This is a genomic window from Pseudomonas fluvialis (genome assembly GCF_002234375.1).
GTDB lineage: Bacteria > Pseudomonadota > Gammaproteobacteria > Pseudomonadales > Pseudomonadaceae > Aquipseudomonas > Aquipseudomonas fluvialis.
Window position 1 is genome coordinate 112,179 of sequence record NZ_NMQV01000002.1, and the last position, 16,308, is coordinate 128,486.

The window sequence follows — 16,308 nt, forward strand, 5'->3', positions numbered from 1 at the left end:
CGCTGGAAGTGAGTCTGGGCAGGCGCTGGCAGGCGTCTGCGACCCGCCGATATCGGCCTGCTGGCGTGATTCGCGGGGGGCGTATGCTAGCATAGGAGCCCTCCGAAATACCCAGCCTTGGCCGATGAAGCGTGCTCAGGGTGACCATGAATCCTTTGAGAGTTCCCTAGATGACCGACAACGCCCTGATCGAAGCGCTGAAGAGCCTGGTTGAACCGGGCAAGGTGCTGACCGACACCGATTCCCTGCAGGCTTATGGCAAGGACTGGACCAAGCACTTCGCGCCGGCGCCGCTGGCCATCGTGTTTCCCAAGAGCATCGAGCAGGTGCAGGCCATCGTGCGCTGGGCCAACCAGCACAAGGTCGCCCTGGTGCCGTCCGGTGGGCGTACCGGGCTGTCTGCCGGCGCGGTGGCAGCCAACGGTGAAGTGGTGGTGTCCTTCGACTACATGAACCAGATCCTCGCCTTCAACGAGTACGACCGTACGGTGGTCTGCCAGCCAGGCGTGGTGACCAAGCAGTTGCAGCAGTTCGCCGAGGACAAGGGTCTGTACTACCCGGTGGACTTTGCTTCCAGCGGTTCCAGCCAGATTGGCGGCAACATCGGCACCAATGCCGGCGGGATCAAGGTGATCCGCTACGGCATGACCCGCAACTGGGTGGCCGGCCTCAAGGTCGTCACCGGCACTGGCGACCTGCTGGAACTGAACCGCGACCTGATCAAGAACGCTACCGGCTACGACATGCGCCAGCTGTTTATCGGCGCTGAAGGCACCCTGGGTTTTGTTGTCGAGGCGACCATGCGTCTGGAGCGGGCGCCGAAGAACCTCACTGCCATGGTGCTCGGTACCCCGGACTTCGATTCGATCATGCCGGTGCTGCATGCCTTCCAGGGCAAGCTCGACCTGACCGCCTTCGAGTTCTTCTCCGACAAAGCCCTGGCCAAGGTGCTGGCGCGCGGCGATGTGCCGCCGGCTTTTGAGACCGACTGCCCGTTCTATGCCCTGCTGGAGTTCGAGGCGACCACCGAGGAAGTGGCCAACCAGGCCCTGGAAACCTTCGAGTACTGCGTCGAGCAGGGCTGGGTACTGGATGGCGTGATGAGCCAGAGCGAGCAGCAGCTGCAGAACCTGTGGAAGCTGCGCGAGTACATCTCGGAAACCATCAGCCACTGGACGCCGTACAAGAACGACATTTCGGTCACCGTGAGCAAGGTGCCGGCGTTCCTCCACGATATCGACCGCATCGTTGAGGAAAACTACCCGGACTTCGAAGTGGTGTGGTTCGGCCATATCGGCGACGGCAACCTGCACCTGAACATTCTCAAGCCGGAGAGCCTGTCCAAGGACGAGTTCTTCGCCAAGTGCGCGACGGTCAATAAGTGGGTGTTCGAGACCGTGGAGAAGTACAACGGCTCGATCAGCGCCGAGCACGGCGTGGGCATGACCAAGCGCGACTACCTGCACTACAGCCGTTCCGAGGCGGAAATCGCCTACATGAAGGCGGTCAAGGCGGTGTTCGATCCGAACGGCATCATGAACCCCGGCAAGATCTTCCCGGTTTAAAGCTGCTGCGGGCTTGCGCGCACCAGGCGTTGTTGGCGCAACCGGGAAAAATGCTCATTGGCTACAGCCAACTGCGCTTTTTCCCGCTTACGCCGCCTAGCCTGGCCTTCGCTCGCGACGCTTTAAACAGCTCCCAGTAATGGAGAAGCCGCAATGAGCTACCAGCACCACTACACCGACGGCACGCCGATCCACTTTCCGCTGGGCAAGGTGGTCTGTGTCGGGCGCAATTACGCCGAGCATGCCGCCGAGCTGAACAACCCGATCCCCAGCGAGCCGCTGCTGTTCATCAAGCCGGGCAGTTGCACCGTACCCATGGAGGGCAGCTTTGCCATCCCGCAGGAGCGCGGCGCCGTGCACTTCGAGGCGGAGATCGCCGTGCTGATCGGCAAGCCACTGTCGAAAAAGCCGAGCGAAGAAGAGGTGCGTGATGCCATCTCCGGCTATGCCCCGGCACTGGACCTGACCCTGCGTGACGTACAGGCCAAACTGAAGGAAAAGGGCCTGCCCTGGGAGCTGGCCAAGAGCTTCGACGGCGCCTACGTGCTGGCACCCTTCGTGGCGGCCGATGCCGTGGAGGATGTCACGGACATCGGCATTCGTTTGTCCGTCGATGGTCAGCTACGCCAGGACGGCAACAGTCGCGACATGCTCAACCCGATTATCCCGCTGATCCAGCACATCGCTGCTCACTTCAGCCTGCAAGCCGGCGACGTGGTGTCCACCGGCACGCCGGCCGGGGTTGGCCCGTTACACAGTGGCGAGCAACTGCACATTGAGTTGCCCGGGCTCAGTGGATTTACCTGTCGCGTCCGCTAGGTGTTGCGTAGTGCCAGGGAACCAGCGCCTCTCCCGGTGGGTCTGAAACGCTCTGTAGCCTGAACGGGTGGTTGGATGTTTCCTGTATTACGTCGCTATCGCGGGCGTTTGCTGCTGCTGTTGTCGTTGCTGGGTGGTACGGCACTGGCCGGCTACATGCACTGGGATGACCGTGGCCTGTTTTGGCTGCAGCAGCAGCGCAGTACCCCGGCCGAGCGGGCTGCCGCGATCTGGTTGCCGGATTACCATGCGGTAATCGATGGCAAACCGTTGCAGGGCCTGGAGGAGGATGAGACCTCGGGGCTGACCTATCATCCGGCTACCGGCACCCTGTTCACCGTGACCGGACGTAATCCGCTGCTGGTCGAACTGTCCCGCCAGGGTGATGTGCTGCGCCGTATTAGGTTGCGCGGCTTTGCCGACCCGGAAGCGGTCGAGGTGCTGGGTGCCAATCGCCTGGGCATCGTCGATGAACGGCGGCGCCAGCTGGTGGTCTTCGAGCTATCCGCCGCCACCCGGGAAATTGATGCTGCCGACTGGCCGGGCTATGACCTGGGCTTTGCTTCGGCTGGCAACAAGGGCTTCGAGGGCATGGCCTGGAATCCGCGTACGCAAAGCCTGCTGTTGGCCAAGGAGCGTGAGCCACTGGGCCTGTTCAGCCTGCCCTTTCCAGGTGAGGACGGTGCGCCCGGGGCCTTGCAGCCGTTGCGTGGTGGGCATCTGTTCGTGCGTGATCTGTCATCGCTGACCTACGACCTGCGTACCGGCCACACCCTGGTGTTGTCCGACGAGTCGCGTCTGCTGCTGGAGCTCGACGCCGCGGGACAGCCGGTCAGCTTCATCAGCTTGCTGGGCGGGCAGCGCGGCTTGAAGTTCAGCATTGGCCAGGCCGAAGGTGTGGCCATGGACGAGGACGGCACCATCTACCTGGTCAGTGAGCCAAACCTGTTCTATGTGCTGCGCAAGCGCTGATTCAGTTTCGCTTCAGCTGCGTCCGCTATAACGCTTGGCGGATGACCAGCCTGGAGCTCTACCCCACCATGAACAAGCCGATTCGCCTTGTCGTTCTGCTCGGTCTGAGCCTGCTGCTGGTGGGGCTTGCCCAGCATTACCGGTTGTTCGAGCGGGCCTGGTTCAGTGTGCAGGAGTGGCGCAATGCCGCGCAGTGGCGGGAGCGTTCGCTGTGGCTGGGTGACTATCAGGTGGTTATCGAGGCGCAGCCGGTAGCAGGGCTCAGCGACCTGTCGGCGCTGACCTACGATCCGCAGCGGCGTAGCCTGTTCAGCGTGACCAACAAGCCGGCGCGGGTGGTTGAACTGAGCCTGGATGGCCAGCTCAAACGGATTATCGAGTTACGTGGCTTTGGTGATCCGGAAGCCATCGAGTACATCCAGCCGGGTATTTTCGTGATTGCCGATGAGCGTGAGCAGCGCCTGGTCAAGGTATTTATCGATGAACATACCCGCCTGCTCGATGCCAACGGCCTGCAACAGCTGGCGCTGGGGTTGGGGCGCAACGGCAACAAGGGCTTCGAGGGGCTGGCCTGGAACAGTAGCAGCGAGCGCCTGTGGGTAGCCAAGGAGCGTGATCCGGTGCGGATCTTCGAAATCGTCGGTTTTCCCCATGTGCAGCGTGAGTTGCCGCTGAGCCTGGAGGTCAACAGTGACCCGCACCGCGATGCCGGGCTGTTCCTGCGCGACCTGTCGAGTCTTGATCATGACCGTAGTACCGGGCACCTGCTGGTGCTGTCGGACGAGTCGCGGCTGATTCTTGAGTTGGATAGCCAGGGCAAGCCGGTCAGTAGTCTGTCCCTGTTGCGCGGCCGTCATGGTCTGCAGCGCAGTGTGCCGCAGGCCGAGGGGCTGGCCAGCGACGAGCAGGGCAACTTGTATCTGGTCAGCGAACCCAACCTGTTCTACCGCTTCAGCAAGCCTGAGCAGGCTACGGCAAACTGAGGCGCCTGGGATAAAAAAGCCCGGCACATGGCCGGGCTGGAGAACAGCGTCGCACGCGCGACGCGTGGCTTCAGTTCATACCCAGCAGCGCGGGCAGGCCCAGGGACACCGCGGGAATGTAGGTGATGATCAGCAGGAAGCTGAGCAGCAGCATCAGCCATGGCCAGGCGGCGCGAATCACCGAGGTCAGGGGCATGCCGGTGACGGCCGAGGTGACGAACAGGTTGAGCCCCACGGGCGGGGTAATCAGGCCGATTTCCATGTTCACCACCATGATGATGCCCAGGTGGATGGGGTCGATGCCCAGCTGCACGGCGATGGGGAACAGGATCGGCGCGAGGATCAGGATGATCGCCGACGGTTCCATGAATGCGCCGGCCAGCAGCAGCACGATGTTCACCACCAGCAGGAACTGCCAGGGCTGCAGGCCCAGTTCGACGACCCAGGCGGTGATTTGCTGGGGGATCTGCTCGGTGGTCAGCACGTGGGCGAACAGCATGGCGTTGGCGATGATGAACATCAGCATGATGGTCAGCTTGCCGGACTCCAGCAGCACGCGCGGGGTTTCCCGCAGGCGCATGTCCTTGTAGACGAAAATGGCTACGAAGGCGGCATAGACCGCCGCCACGGCGGCTGCTTCGGTGGGGGTGAACATGCCGGTGTAGATGCCGCCGAGGATGATCACCATCAGCAGCAAGCCCCAGATCGCCTTGCGTGCTGCGCTCAGCCATTCGCGCAGGGTGGCACGCGGCAGTGCCGGCAGCTTCTTGACCCGGGCGACGATATAGATCGCCAGCATCAGTGCCACACCGAGCAGGACTCCGGGAATGACTCCGGCCATGAACAGCTTGCCCACCGACTGCTCGGTGGCGGCGGCGTACACCACCATGACGATCGATGGCGGGATGAGAATGCCCAGGGTGCCGGCATTGCAGACGATGCCGGCGCCGAACGCCTGCGGATAACCGGAACGCACCATGCCGGCGATGGCAATCGAGCCCACCGCGGCCACGGTGGCCGGCGATGAGCCGGACAGGGCGGCGAACAGCATGCAGGCCAGCACCGCGCCAATCGCCAGGCCGCCACGGATATGTCCGACACAGGCGTTGGCGAAGTCGATCAGGCGCTTGGCCACGCCGCCAGTGGTCATGAAGGCACCAGACAGCAGGAAGAATGGAATGGCCAGCAGGGTGTAGTGCTCGCTGGTTTCGAACAGCTTGATGGCCAGCGAACGGACCGAGTCGGGGCTGAACAGCATGATGGTGATCGAGCCGGCCAGCCCCAGGGAGGCAGCGATCGGCACGCCGATGAACATCAGCAGGAACAGCAGGAGGAACAAGAACAGCACGGTCATGGCTTGGCCTCCTCGTGCTCGTTGATTTTCAACGCATCGGCGGCTTCGTCAGCCAGGCCCAGGCCGGTCTGCTGGTTACGCAGGATGCGCACGAGGATTTCGCAGAAGCGCACAAACACCATGGCGTAACCGAAGGGCACGATCAGCGCGATCTGCCACTGCATGACGCCAAAGTGGCCAAGGTCTTCGGCACCGATGCCGGCGATAAACAGGGTGCGCACCCAGTCATAGCTGCCCAGGGCAATCAGCCCGGCATAGCCCAGGCAGCACAGGCAGGCCAGCACCCCGATGCAGCGCTGTATGCCGCGCGGGGCCAGCTTGACCAGCGCGTCCACGCCGATGTGTCCGGCGGTGCGTACGCCATAGGCCAGGCCGAAGAAGATCAGCCAGCCAAACAGGGCCTTGGTCAGCGCGTTGCTCCAGGTCATGGCCTGCGCCAGGTCGAGAATGAAATCGCCGATGGCCAGCAGCGCTTCATGGCCGCCAAAGTAGTCACCCAGCCAGTAGAACAGGGTGTAGAAGTTGTTGAGGATCACGTAGGCGAAGGTGATCAGCGTCATGGTCGCCAGGAGAAAGGCGATGAAGCCTTCCTCGAAGTGCTCCCAGGCGCGCCGCAAGGCGTTCATGGTCGGTTCTCCGCAATGCAGGGACGGGCAGGGCAGGCCGGCACTCGGCCTGCCCCGTCGATTGGCCGCAAGGCCTGCGTGTTACTGGTTGGCGTCCTGCGCCGCCTTGATCAGTTCGGCACCGATCTCGCCCTCGAATTTCTTCCACACCGGCTGCATGGCGTTGCGCCATTGCGCGCGCTGCTCGGCGCTGAGGGTGATGATTTCGGTGTTGCCGGCGGCGAGGATGCGCTGCTTGTCGCCTTCGTTGAGTGCGTCGGCCTGGCGGTTCACCTCGACAGTCACCTCGGCCATGATCTGCTTCAGCTCGTTACGCACGTCCTCCGGCAGGCCGTCCCAGAAGGTACTGTTGGCAATCACCATGTAATCGAGCAGGCCGTGGTTGGACTCGGTGATGTACTTCTGCACTTCGTGCATCTTCTGGCTGTAGATATTCGAGTAGGGGTTCTCGGCACCGTTGACCACGCCAGTCTGCAGGCCCTGGTAGACCTCGGCGAAGCTCATCTTGCGCGGGTTGGCGCGTACGGCCTTGAACTGCTCTTCGAGCACGGCCGAGGCCTGCACGCGGAACTTCAGGCCGCGCGCGTCCTTGGGCTCACGCAGCGGCTTGTTGGCCGACAGCTGCTTGAGACCGTTATGCCAGTAGGCCAGACCGGTGATGTTCTTATCCTTCATCGAGGTCAGCAGGCTTTGTCCGGCGGGGCTCTTCTGGAAGCGGTCGACGGCCGCCATGTCGTCGAACAGGAACGGCAGGTCGAAGATCTGGATCTGCTTGGTGTAGTGCTCGAATTTGGCCAGCGATGGGGCGATCAGTTGTACGTCGCCGAGCAGCAGCGCCTCTATTTCCTTGCCATCACCGAACAGCGAGGAGTTCGGGTAGACCTCGACGCGCACCTTGTCGCCCAGGCGCTCTTCGGCCAGTTGCTTGAACAGCAGGGCGCCCTGGCCCTTGGGTGTGTGTTCGGCGACGACGTGGGAGAACTTGATGACGATGGGGGCGGATTCGGCGGCCTGGCCGAGGCCGGCAACACCGAGGGACAGGGCGCAGAGCAGCGCCTTGGCAGAGAACTTGAACATGCGAGAGCTTCCTCTTGTTGTGATTGTGCCGGCAGGTCGCAGCGGCTGGGGCGGTGCCGAACCTGTGCAACGGTGCGGCAGCAGAGCAAGAGCAAGGGCTGTGCCAGTAGGTTGGCGGGTAGTTATTTGCAGATAAAAAGCGACTATTTGCAGCTAACGTGCGGGAAATTGGCTTTTCTGCATGAGCCATGACGGGGTGGTGGCGTGAGCGCTTGGCGAATCTTCGCCAGTTGCTCCGGGTGGGTTGGCGGAAATCCGCCAGCGTGCTGGGTGGGGCTAACCAGGCAGGTGCAGACGCGTTTCGCCCAGCGCCTGACCCAGTGGCCCAAAGCGTCGCTCGCGCAGTTGCTGGCGACCATCGGCAAACTGGCGCAGCAGGGTGCTGGCGCGTGTGCCGTAGTGTGCGCTGTGGATGAAGATGCTCGACAGTAGGCGCTCGCTGGCCTGGCCGATGCCGGTATCCGGCAGTTCGGCGTCCGTGGCCGGCTGGCGGTCGGCGAGCAGCTCCAGCAGGCGCTCGTCATCGGCGTCGAGGTGCTCCGCCAGGCCCTGGCGCAGGCGCAGCAACTTGGGCCAGGGGCTGTCCAGGTCGGCATTGCTCAGAGCGTACAGGCCGGGTGCGAGGACGCGCGCCTGGCCGCTACGGGCGTTGAGGTGGCAAAGCTGCTGGCCGTCGCCGAGCAGCAGGTTGAAGCCGGCATAGCGTGGCAGTTGCGCCTGCAGGCGCGCCAGGTAGTCGGTGATCGACAGTTCGCCCTGCAGGAAGTCGCGTGGCAGCGCGCCGCGCGAGTGCTGGCCGGGTGGCTGGCGCGGGTCGCGGATGTTGGTCAGCGCCGCGAAGCGTCCCCGTCGGTCAACGCCCAGCCAGGTGCCGCCGGCTTGCAGATCGCGGCCGGCGAACAGCCCGGGGCTGTCCGGCCATTCGCTCAGCGCCTGGCTGGGCCGGGCATAGAATTCGTCGCGATTGGCCAGCACCAGCAGGGGCTGGGGCTGGCCGGGTCGCCAGGCAAAGGCCAGCAGGCACATGGTAGAGCTCCGGGCGAGTGCGCCGGGTGGCGCGGCTGATGGCCGACAGTAGGCGATGGCCGGGCAGCTTGTCCATTCACAGACCGAGCAGCGAGCTTTAGCTCGGCCCGCCGAGCAGTTACCATGCCGCTTCGCGTACGGGGGTGTCATGGAATTTCTGCTCTACATGCTGCTGGGGGCTGCCGCCGGCGTGCTGGCCGGGCTGTTCGGTGTCGGTGGCGGGTTGATCATCGTGCCGGTGCTGGTGTTCAGTTTCACTGCCCAGGGCTTTGCCCCCGAGGTACTGACCCACCTGGCCGTGGGCACCTCGCTGGCCACCATCATCTTCACCTCGATCAACTCGGTGCTCGAGCACCAGCGCAAGGGCGCGGTGCGCTGGCCGATCTTTGCCTGGATGGCGCTGGGTATCCTCCTCGGCACCGGCCTGGGCAGCCTGACGGCCGCTTCCCTGCAGGGTCCCCTGTTGCAGAAAGTCATCGGCAGCTTTGCCATTCTGATCGCCATCCAGATGGCCCTGGATCTCAAGCCGCGGGCCAGTCGCGCCGTGCCCGGGCGGCTGGGGTTGACGGCTGCCGGTGGCGTCATCGGCTGGGCCTCGGCGATCTTTGGTATCGGTGGCGGTTCGCTGACCGTGCCGTTCCTGACCTGGCGCAGTGTGATGATGCAGCAGGCTGTAGCGACCTCGGCAGCTTGCGGGTTGCCGATAGCCCTGGCCGGTGCGCTGAGCTTCATGCTGATCGGTTGGGAGCGCCCGGCGCTGCCGGCGTGGAGCCTGGGCTTTGTCTACCTGCCGGCGCTGCTCGGCATTGCCCTGACCTCGATGTATTTCGCCCGCTTGGGGGCGCGTCTGGCCCATCGCCTGTCGCCGCGCCTGCTCAAGCGCCTGTTCGCCCTGCTGCTGTTCTGTGTTGGCAGCAGCTTTCTGCTCTGAGGCTCGACCATGCTGGCTTATCCTGCGATCAACCCGGTAGCCCTTGACCTGGGCTTTGTACAAATCCACTGGTACGGCCTGATGTACCTGATCGGCATTGGCGGCGCCTGGTGGCTGGCCGCGCGCCGGCTGGCGGCCTTCGACCCGCGCTGGACGCGTGACACGCTGTCGGATCTGGTGTTCTGGGTGGCCATGGGGGTGATCCTCGGCGGGAGACTGGGTTACGTGCTGTTCTATGACCTGTCCAGCTACCTGGCCAACCCGGCGCTGATCCTCCAGGTATGGAAGGGCGGCATGTCCTTCCACGGCGGCTTCATCGGCGTGTTGCTGGCCACCGCCTGGTTTGCCCGTCGGCAGGGCAAGACCTTCTTCGAGCTGATGGATTTTATCGCCCCGCTGGTGCCGATCGGCCTGGGTGCCGGGCGTATCGGCAACTTCATCAATGCCGAGTTGTGGGGCAAGGCCAGCGACCTGCCCTGGGCCATGGTGTTTCCCACCGACCCGCAGCAGCTGCCCCGTCATCCCTCGCAGCTTTACCAGTTCGCCCTGGAAGGCCTGGCGCTGTTCGTCATCCTCTGGCTGTATACCCGCAAGCCGCGCCCGACCATGGCGGTGTCCGGGCTGTTCGCCATCTGCTATGGCAGCTTCCGTATCCTCGTCGAGTTCGTACGCGTGCCGGATGCCCAGCTGGGCTACCTGGCGTTTGGCTGGCTGACCATGGGGCAGTTGCTCAGCCTGCCGATGATTGCCGTTGGTGTGCTGCTGATGGTCTTGGCGTATCGCCGCCAGGCGGCTGCCTGAAGCCCGGCTGATTTGGATACACTGGCTACTTTGCCCGGGCGCCTGAGCAGGCACCCGCGACCTGTCCCGCGGAGCTGAGATGAAACAGTACCTCGACCTGATGCGCCACGTGCGCGAGCACGGCACCTTCAAGGAAGACCGCACCGGCACCGGCACCTATTCGGTGTTTGGCTACCAGATGCGCTTCGACCTGGCCGAGGGCTTTCCCCTGGTGACCACCAAGAAGTGCCACCTCAAGTCGATCATTCACGAGCTGCTGTGGTTCCTCAAGGGCGAGACCAACATCCGCTACCTGAAGGAAAACGGCGTGAGTATCTGGGACGAATGGGCCGACCAGAACGGCGAACTGGGGCCGGTCTATGGCTACCAGTGGCGCAGCTGGCCGGCGCCGAATGGCGAGTCGATCGACCAGATCAGCAAGCTGATCGAGATGATCAAAGCCAATCCCGATTCGCGCCGGCTGATCGTTTCCGCCTGGAACCCCGCATTGGTCGAGCAGATGGCGCTGCCGCCCTGCCATGCGTTGTTCCAGTTCTATGTGGCGGACGGCAAGCTGAGCTGCCAGCTGTACCAGCGCTCAGCGGACATCTTCCTCGGTGTGCCCTTCAACATCGCCAGCTATGCGCTGCTGACCCTGATGGTGGCGCAGGTCTGCGACCTGCAGCCGGGTGAGTTCATCTGGACCGGCGGTGACTGTCACCTCTACGCCAACCACCTGGAGCAGGCCGATCTGCAGCTGGGTCGCGAGCCGCTGCCGCTGCCGACCATGCAGCTCAATCCGCGGGTGAAGGACCTGTTCGCCTTCCGTTTTGATGATTTCGAGTTGCTTGGCTATCAGGCGCACCCGCACATCAAGGCGCCTGTGGCGGTATAAGCGTCGGCGGTTGCTCGGGGCGTGCCCGGGCTAGGCGCTGTGGCGGTGTGACGTACGCTGCTGCAGGGCCTGGCCGTCATCCCAGCCGGCCTCCCAGGCCGCGGCGGGAATGGCCGCCTGGTAGGGCTGGCGGGTCAGTGGCTGGCCGGTCATGCCGGCCATGTAGCCTTGCTGGTAGGCCTTGTTGAGGCTTTCCAGACTCCAGTGTTGTTCGGCATCCGCAGCGTCCATGACAGCCACCCGATGAGGGAATCGATCTGCGACCATCCTAGCGGCTGTCTGGCGTGCGGGCCTGGCCGGTCGTCTGCGTACACCGGCAGCTGGTCAGATCTGTGCGCTGTCGCACAATGTTGAATGATCGGTCAGCCAGCCTGGCTACAGGCTGGCCTGAAACGCCGCGACGTAGGCGGCGAAATCCTCCTGCGGCTGGGCTTCCAGCGCGGCCTGGTCGGCCAGCGACTGCTCGGCCAGGGCCGTGAAACGTGCCTGCGCGTCAGCGGACAGGGCGTTCTCGCGCAGTGCCTGCCTGTGCTGGCGGCTCAGTTGCAGGGCCAGCTCGCGGAAGCTCTGGCCGCTGTTGCGCAGATCATCAAGCAGGCGTGCCGAGGGCGTCAGGCTGACATCGGCGAGCTTGTCGCGCTGGCTGGCCAGGGCGCGGGTATGTCGGTCATCGCCATGTGCCTGGTCGAGCAGGGCGGCACACTCGGCGATGCCGTCGAGCAGTTCGCCAGCCCAGCTGCGCAAGTCGATGGCCTGGCCTTGGCGCTGCAGTTGCAGGCCGGGCTGGCGGCCCTGTTTGACCACGCGCTGGAAGTTGTCCTGGCAGGCCGGGCACTCGTTGCCGGTCAGCGCCGGGCTGTCGCTCAGGCTGCAATAGAGCAGGAAGGCATCGAGGAAATGCGCCTGGGCCAGGTCGATGCCCAGCGGCAGGTAGGGATTGATGTCCAGGCAGCGCACTTCCACATACTGCACGCCGCGTGCGGCCAGTGCCTGCAGTGGGCGTTCGCCGGGCAGGGTGACGCGTTTCGGGCGAATGCTCGAGTAGTACTCGTTTTCGATCTGCAACAGGTTGGTGTTGAGCTGCAGCCATTCGCCGTCACGCTGCGTGCCGATCGCCTCGTAGGGCGGGTAGGGCGTCGAGACGGCCTGGCGCAGGCTGGCAATGTAGCTGTCCAGGCTGTTGTAGCAGGGCGTCAGGCTGGACTGGGCATTGTTCTGGTAGCCCAGGTCGCTCATGCGCAGGCTGGTCGCCCAGGGCAGGTAGGCGGTATCCGCGTCGAGGCTTTGCAGGTCGTTTGCAGCGCCGCGCAGGAAGCTCTTGTCCAGCGCCGGTGAGGCGCCGAACAGGTACATGAGCAGCCAGCTGTAGCGGCGGAAATTGCGGATCAGGGCGATATAGCCCAGGGAGCCGGCTGCCGCTTCCTGCTCGCCATAGAGCAGCGTCCAGAGCGCCGGCGGCAGGCTGAAGTTGTAGTGAATGCCGGCGATGCACTGCATGGTCTTGCTGTAGCGCACGGCCAGGCCCTGGCGGTAGACGTACTTGAGGCGGCCCTGGTTGGACTGGCCGTAGCGGGCAATGGGGATCTGTGCCTCGTCGGGCAGCAGGCCGGGCATCGACGGGCTCCACAGCAGCTCGTCGTGCAGCTGGCTGGCGGTGAAGGCATGGATGTCGCGCAGTTCGTCGAGGGTATGCGCAACGTCGCGGTGCGTGGCAGTGATGAACTCCAGCAGCGCTTCCGAGTAGTCGGTAGTGATTTGCGCGTGGGTCAGCGCCGAGCCGAGCGCACGCGGGTGCGCGGTTTGCGCCAGTTGTCCCTGTGCGTCGACGCGCAGGCCTTCACGCTCGATGCCGTGCAGGCACTGGGTGAGCAGCGACAGGTGATCGCCCTGGCCGAGAAGCGCCAGGCGGCGGGAAAGTAGAGTGCTCAACGGCGGGATTCCTTACACGGGTATCGCGCCAATATGGGGGCGCTCGGGACACTCTGCAAGGGGGCGGGGCATGCCGCCCCGCCTGCCGGGCGCTTACTTCTTCTTCAGGCTGCGGGCATTGGCGAACAGGTTGGCCATGGCGCCGTTGGCCGGGGCCGGCTTGTCCTGGCTACTGTGACGCTCGCTGCGTGGCGTGTTGCCGCCGCGCGGCTGGCCGCCACGGCCCTGGCCACGGGCGGGGCCGTCGACTTTCTCGCCCGGGGTGTCGCTCATGCGCATGGACAGGCCGACGCGGTTGCGCGGGATGTCCACTTCCATGACCTTGACCTTGACGATATCGCCGGCTTTCACCACCTCGTAGGGGTCCTTGACGAACTTTTCCGACAGCGCGCTGATGTGCACCAGGCCGTCCTGATGGACGCCAATGTCGACGAAGGCGCCGAAGTTGGTGACGTTGGTTACCACACCTTCGAGGATCATCCCCGGTTGCAGGTCCTTGAGGCTCTCCACGCCGTCCTGGAAAGCGGCGGTCTTGAACTCCGGGCGCGGGTCGCGGCCGGGCTTGTCCAGTTCCTTGAGGATGTCTGTGACGGTCGGCAGGCCGAAGCGTTCGTCGGTGAAACGTGCCGGGTCCAGCTGACGCAGGAAGCTGGAGTCGCCGATCAGTGTGCGGATATCGCGCCCGGTATCCTGGGCGATGCGCTGCACCAGCGGGTAGGTTTCCGGGTGCACCGCGGAGGCGTCCAGCGGGTTGTCGCCATTCATGACGCGCAGGAAGCCGGCGGCCTGCTCGAAGGTCTTCTCGCCCAGGCGCGGCACTTTCTTCAGCTCGGCACGGCTGCGGAACGCGCCGTGGGCATCGCGGAAACTGACGATATTGCTGGCCAGGGTCGTGTTGAGTCCGGAAATGCGTGCCAGCAGGGCGGCCGAGGCGGTGTTCAGGTCGACGCCAACGGCGTTCACGCAGTCCTCGACCACCGCGTCCAGCGAGCGGGCCAGCTGCAACTGCGAGACATCGTGCTGGTACTGGCCGACTCCGATGGATTTCGGCTCGATTTTCACCAGTTCGGCCAGCGGGTCCTGCAGGCGGCGGGCGATGGATACCGCGCCACGCAGCGAGACATCCAGCTCGGGGAATTCGCGCGCAGCCAGTTCGGAGGCCGAGTACACCGAGGCGCCGGCCTCGCTGACCATGATCTTGGTCATGCGCAGTTCCGGCAGCAGCTTGACCAGCTCGCCGGCCAGCTTGTCGGTCTCGCGGCTGGCCGTGCCGTTGCCGATGGCGATCAGCTCGACGCGGTGCTTGGCGCACAGCTTGCCCAGCGTCGCCAGGGTGCCGTTCCAGTCATCGCGCGGCGCGTGCGGGTAGACGGTGGCGGTATCCAGCAGCTTGCCGGTGGCATCCACCACCGCGACCTTGCAGCCGGTACGCAGGCCGGGGTCGAGCGCCAGGGTCACCTTGGCGCCGGCCGGGGCGGCCAGCAGCAGATCGTGCAGGTTGCGCGCGAATACGCTGATCGCCTCGCTTTCCGCTTTTTCGCGCAGCTCGCCGAACAGATCGGTTTCCAGGTGGCTGTACAGCTTGACCTTCCAAGTCCAGCGCACCACTTCGGCCAGCCATTTGTCGGCGGCGCGACCCTGGTTGCGGATGGCGAAGCGCTCGCTGATCATCAGCTCGCAGGGGTGCAGGCTGCCTGGTTGCTCCTCGCCCACGGTCAGGCTGGCGCTGAGGATACCTTCGTTGCGTCCGCGGAAGATCGCCAGGGCGCGGTGCGAGGGTACGCTGTGCAGGGCTTCGTCATGCGCGAAGTAGTCGCTGAACTTGGCGCCTTCGCTTTCCTTGCCGGGCACCACGCGGGCGCTCAGGCTGGCCTCGCTCTTCAGGAAGCTGCGCAGGCGTTCGAGCAGGCTGGCGTCTTCGGCGAAGCGCTCCATGAGGATGTACTTGGCGCCGTCGAGCACGGCCTTCACATCGGCGAAGCCTTTTTCCGCGTCAACGAAACGCTCGGCCTGCTCCTGCGGGTTCAGCGTCGGATCGGCGAACAGGGCATCGGCCAGTTCGCCAATACCCGCTTCCAGGGCGATCTGTCCCTTGGTGCGGCGTTTCTGCTTGTACGGCAGATAGAGGTCTTCCAGGCGCGTCTTGGTATCGGCCAGGTTGATTTCGCGGGCCAGTTCGGCGGTCAGTTTGCCCTGTTCCTCGATGCTGGCGAGGATGCTGGCGCGGCGCTCGTCCAGTTCGCGCAGGTAGCGCAGGCGTTCTTCCAGGTGGCGCAGCTGGGTATCGTCCAGGCTGCCGGTGACTTCCTTGCGGTAGCGGGCGATGAACGGCACGGTGGAGCCTTCATCGAGCAGGCTTACCGCGGCGGCGACCTGTTGCGGGCGTACGCCCAGTTCTTCGGCAATCCGTTGATTGATGCTGTGCATGAAACTACCTGAGTCGGTGGGGCAGGCAGGCCGTAGCCTGGGCAAAGGCGGGGATTATAAGAGCAAAGCCGGGCAGGCCAAGAGGCAGGCGCCGGCAGGCGCAAAATCTGCTAACAATGCCCGACACGCCGGTTGCGGCGTGGCTGCGCCATAATGCGCACACCTGTCTGGGAGAGCTGCAATGACCACTGCCGTGCCGAACGAAGGCGAGAAGATCCTTTTGGTTGACGATGACCCCGGCCTGCGCCGTCTGCTGGAGCGTTTCCTCAGCGAACAGGGCTATCGCGTGCGTACCGTGGAGAATGTCGAGCAGATGGACCGTCTGCTGGCCCGCGAGCTGTTCAACCTGCTGGTTCTCGACCTGATGCTGCCAGGCGAGGATGGCCTCTCTGCCTGCCGGCGCCTGCGCGAAGCCGGCAACCAGATGCCGATCATCATGCTTACCGCCAAGGGTGACGAAAGCAGCCGTATCCAGGGGTTGGAGCAGGGTGCTGACGATTATCTGGGCAAGCCGTTCAACCCGCGTGAGCTGCTGGCGCGCATCAAGGCGGTGCTGCGTCGCCAGGCACCGGTAGTGCCGGGTGCGCCGGCCAGCGACGATGAGGTGGTCAGCTTTGGCGATTATCGCCTGTCGCTGGGTACCCGCGAGCTGACCCGCGGCGATCAGGTGCACATGCTCACCACCGGCGAGTTCGCCGTGCTCAAGGCCCTTGTGCAGCATGCCCGCGAACCGCTGACCCGCGACAAGCTGATGAGCCTGGCGCGTGGTCGTGAGTGGGATGCGCTGGAACGCTCCATCGACGTGCAGATTTCCCGCCTGCGCCGGCTGATCGAGCCGGACCCCTCGAAGCCGCGCTATATCCAGACAGTGTGGGGTGTGGGCTATGTCTTCGTGCCGGATGGTAACAAGTGATTCGCCATGAG

Annotated in this window: 15 protein-coding genes; 8 read left to right on the top strand and 7 right to left on the bottom strand. The window is 64.4% G+C overall.

Translation table 11 applies throughout. The features are described 5' to 3' along the window. Positions 1-170 precede the first annotated feature (170 nt). The 4 genes from CFY91_RS01190 (at position 171) to CFY91_RS01205 (ending at position 4,339) form a co-directional block, all read left to right on the top strand. Positions 171-1,565: an FAD-binding oxidoreductase gene (locus CFY91_RS01190; RefSeq protein ID WP_093984508.1), complete on the top strand. Its 1,395-nt coding sequence runs from the start codon at positions 171-173 to the stop codon at positions 1,563-1,565. A 153-nt stretch (positions 1,566-1,718) separates the two neighbouring features. Then, positions 1,719-2,384 (top strand): fumarylacetoacetate hydrolase family protein, encoded by a 666-nt coding sequence (locus CFY91_RS01195; protein WP_093984509.1) that lies wholly within the window; start codon positions 1,719-1,721, stop codon positions 2,382-2,384. Between the two features lie 75 nt (positions 2,385-2,459). Beyond that, positions 2,460-3,356: an SdiA-regulated domain-containing protein gene (locus CFY91_RS01200; RefSeq protein ID WP_093984510.1), complete on the top strand. Its 897-nt coding sequence runs from the start codon at positions 2,460-2,462 to the stop codon at positions 3,354-3,356. 41 nt (positions 3,357-3,397) lie between these two features. Beyond that, a complete protein-coding gene (locus tag CFY91_RS01205) occupies positions 3,398-4,339 on the top strand; it encodes an SdiA-regulated domain-containing protein (RefSeq protein ID WP_371870507.1) in 942 nt (313 codons plus the stop codon). Between the two features lie 70 nt (positions 4,340-4,409). Here the strand turns inward: CFY91_RS01205 and dctM are convergent, their stop codons facing one another. From dctM to CFY91_RS01225, 4 genes are all read right to left on the bottom strand, one after another. Next, the gene (gene dctM / locus CFY91_RS01210; protein WP_093984511.1) at positions 4,410-5,693 is read right to left on the bottom strand and encodes a C4-dicarboxylate TRAP transporter large permease protein DctM; all 1,284 of its coding nucleotides are present in this window, start codon (positions 5,691-5,693) and stop codon (positions 4,410-4,412) included. After that, the gene (locus CFY91_RS01215; RefSeq protein WP_093984512.1) at positions 5,690-6,319 is read right to left on the bottom strand and encodes a TRAP transporter small permease; all 630 of its coding nucleotides are present in this window, start codon (positions 6,317-6,319) and stop codon (positions 5,690-5,692) included. Before CFY91_RS01215 ends, dctM begins: the two co-directional genes overlap by 4 nt. Positions 6,320-6,400: 81 nt before the next feature. Then, positions 6,401-7,396, bottom strand: coding sequence for a C4-dicarboxylate TRAP substrate-binding protein DctP (dctP, locus tag CFY91_RS01220; RefSeq protein ID WP_093984513.1), 996 nt, complete (start codon positions 7,394-7,396; stop codon positions 6,401-6,403). 276 nt (positions 7,397-7,672) lie between these two features. Then, positions 7,673-8,422: an NRDE family protein gene (locus CFY91_RS01225; protein ID WP_093984514.1), complete on the bottom strand. Its 750-nt coding sequence runs from the start codon at positions 8,420-8,422 to the stop codon at positions 7,673-7,675. 148 nt (positions 8,423-8,570) lie between these two features. On the opposite strand from CFY91_RS01225, the gene CFY91_RS01230 reads away from it, so the two are divergent. The 3 genes from CFY91_RS01230 (at position 8,571) to CFY91_RS01240 (ending at position 11,028) form a co-directional block, all read left to right on the top strand. Beyond that, entirely contained in the window at positions 8,571-9,353 is a 783-nt protein-coding gene (locus CFY91_RS01230; RefSeq protein WP_093984515.1) for a sulfite exporter TauE/SafE family protein, read from the top strand. Positions 9,354-9,362: 9 nt separating this feature from the next. After that, on the top strand, positions 9,363-10,154 hold the full coding sequence (gene lgt, locus CFY91_RS01235) for a prolipoprotein diacylglyceryl transferase (protein ID WP_093984516.1): 792 nt from the start codon (positions 9,363-9,365) through the stop codon (positions 10,152-10,154). Positions 10,155-10,233: 79 nt separating this feature from the next. Further along, entirely contained in the window at positions 10,234-11,028 is a 795-nt protein-coding gene (locus CFY91_RS01240; protein WP_093984517.1) for a thymidylate synthase, read from the top strand. Positions 11,029-11,058: 30 nt separating this feature from the next. Here the strand turns inward: CFY91_RS01240 and rmf are convergent, their stop codons facing one another. The 3 genes from rmf to CFY91_RS01255 form a co-directional block, all read right to left on the bottom strand. After that, positions 11,059-11,259 carry a ribosome modulation factor gene (gene rmf, locus CFY91_RS01245; protein WP_093984518.1) on the bottom strand — a complete coding sequence of 67 codons (201 nt, stop codon included), beginning with the start codon at positions 11,257-11,259 and terminating at the stop codon, positions 11,059-11,061. A 144-nt stretch (positions 11,260-11,403) separates the two neighbouring features. Beyond that, positions 11,404-12,957, bottom strand: coding sequence for a glutamate--cysteine ligase (gene gshA, locus CFY91_RS01250; RefSeq protein ID WP_093984519.1), 1,554 nt, complete (start codon positions 12,955-12,957; stop codon positions 11,404-11,406). Between the two features lie 93 nt (positions 12,958-13,050). Then, the gene (locus tag CFY91_RS01255; protein WP_093984520.1) at positions 13,051-15,384 is read right to left on the bottom strand and encodes a Tex family protein; all 2,334 of its coding nucleotides are present in this window, start codon (positions 15,382-15,384) and stop codon (positions 13,051-13,053) included. Between the two features lie 181 nt (positions 15,385-15,565). On the opposite strand from CFY91_RS01255, the gene ompR reads away from it, so the two are divergent. Next, positions 15,566-16,297, top strand: a complete 732-nt coding sequence (ompR, locus tag CFY91_RS01260) for an osmolarity response regulator transcription factor OmpR (RefSeq protein WP_093984521.1) — start codon at positions 15,566-15,568, stop codon at positions 16,295-16,297. Positions 16,298-16,308 lie beyond the last annotated feature (11 nt).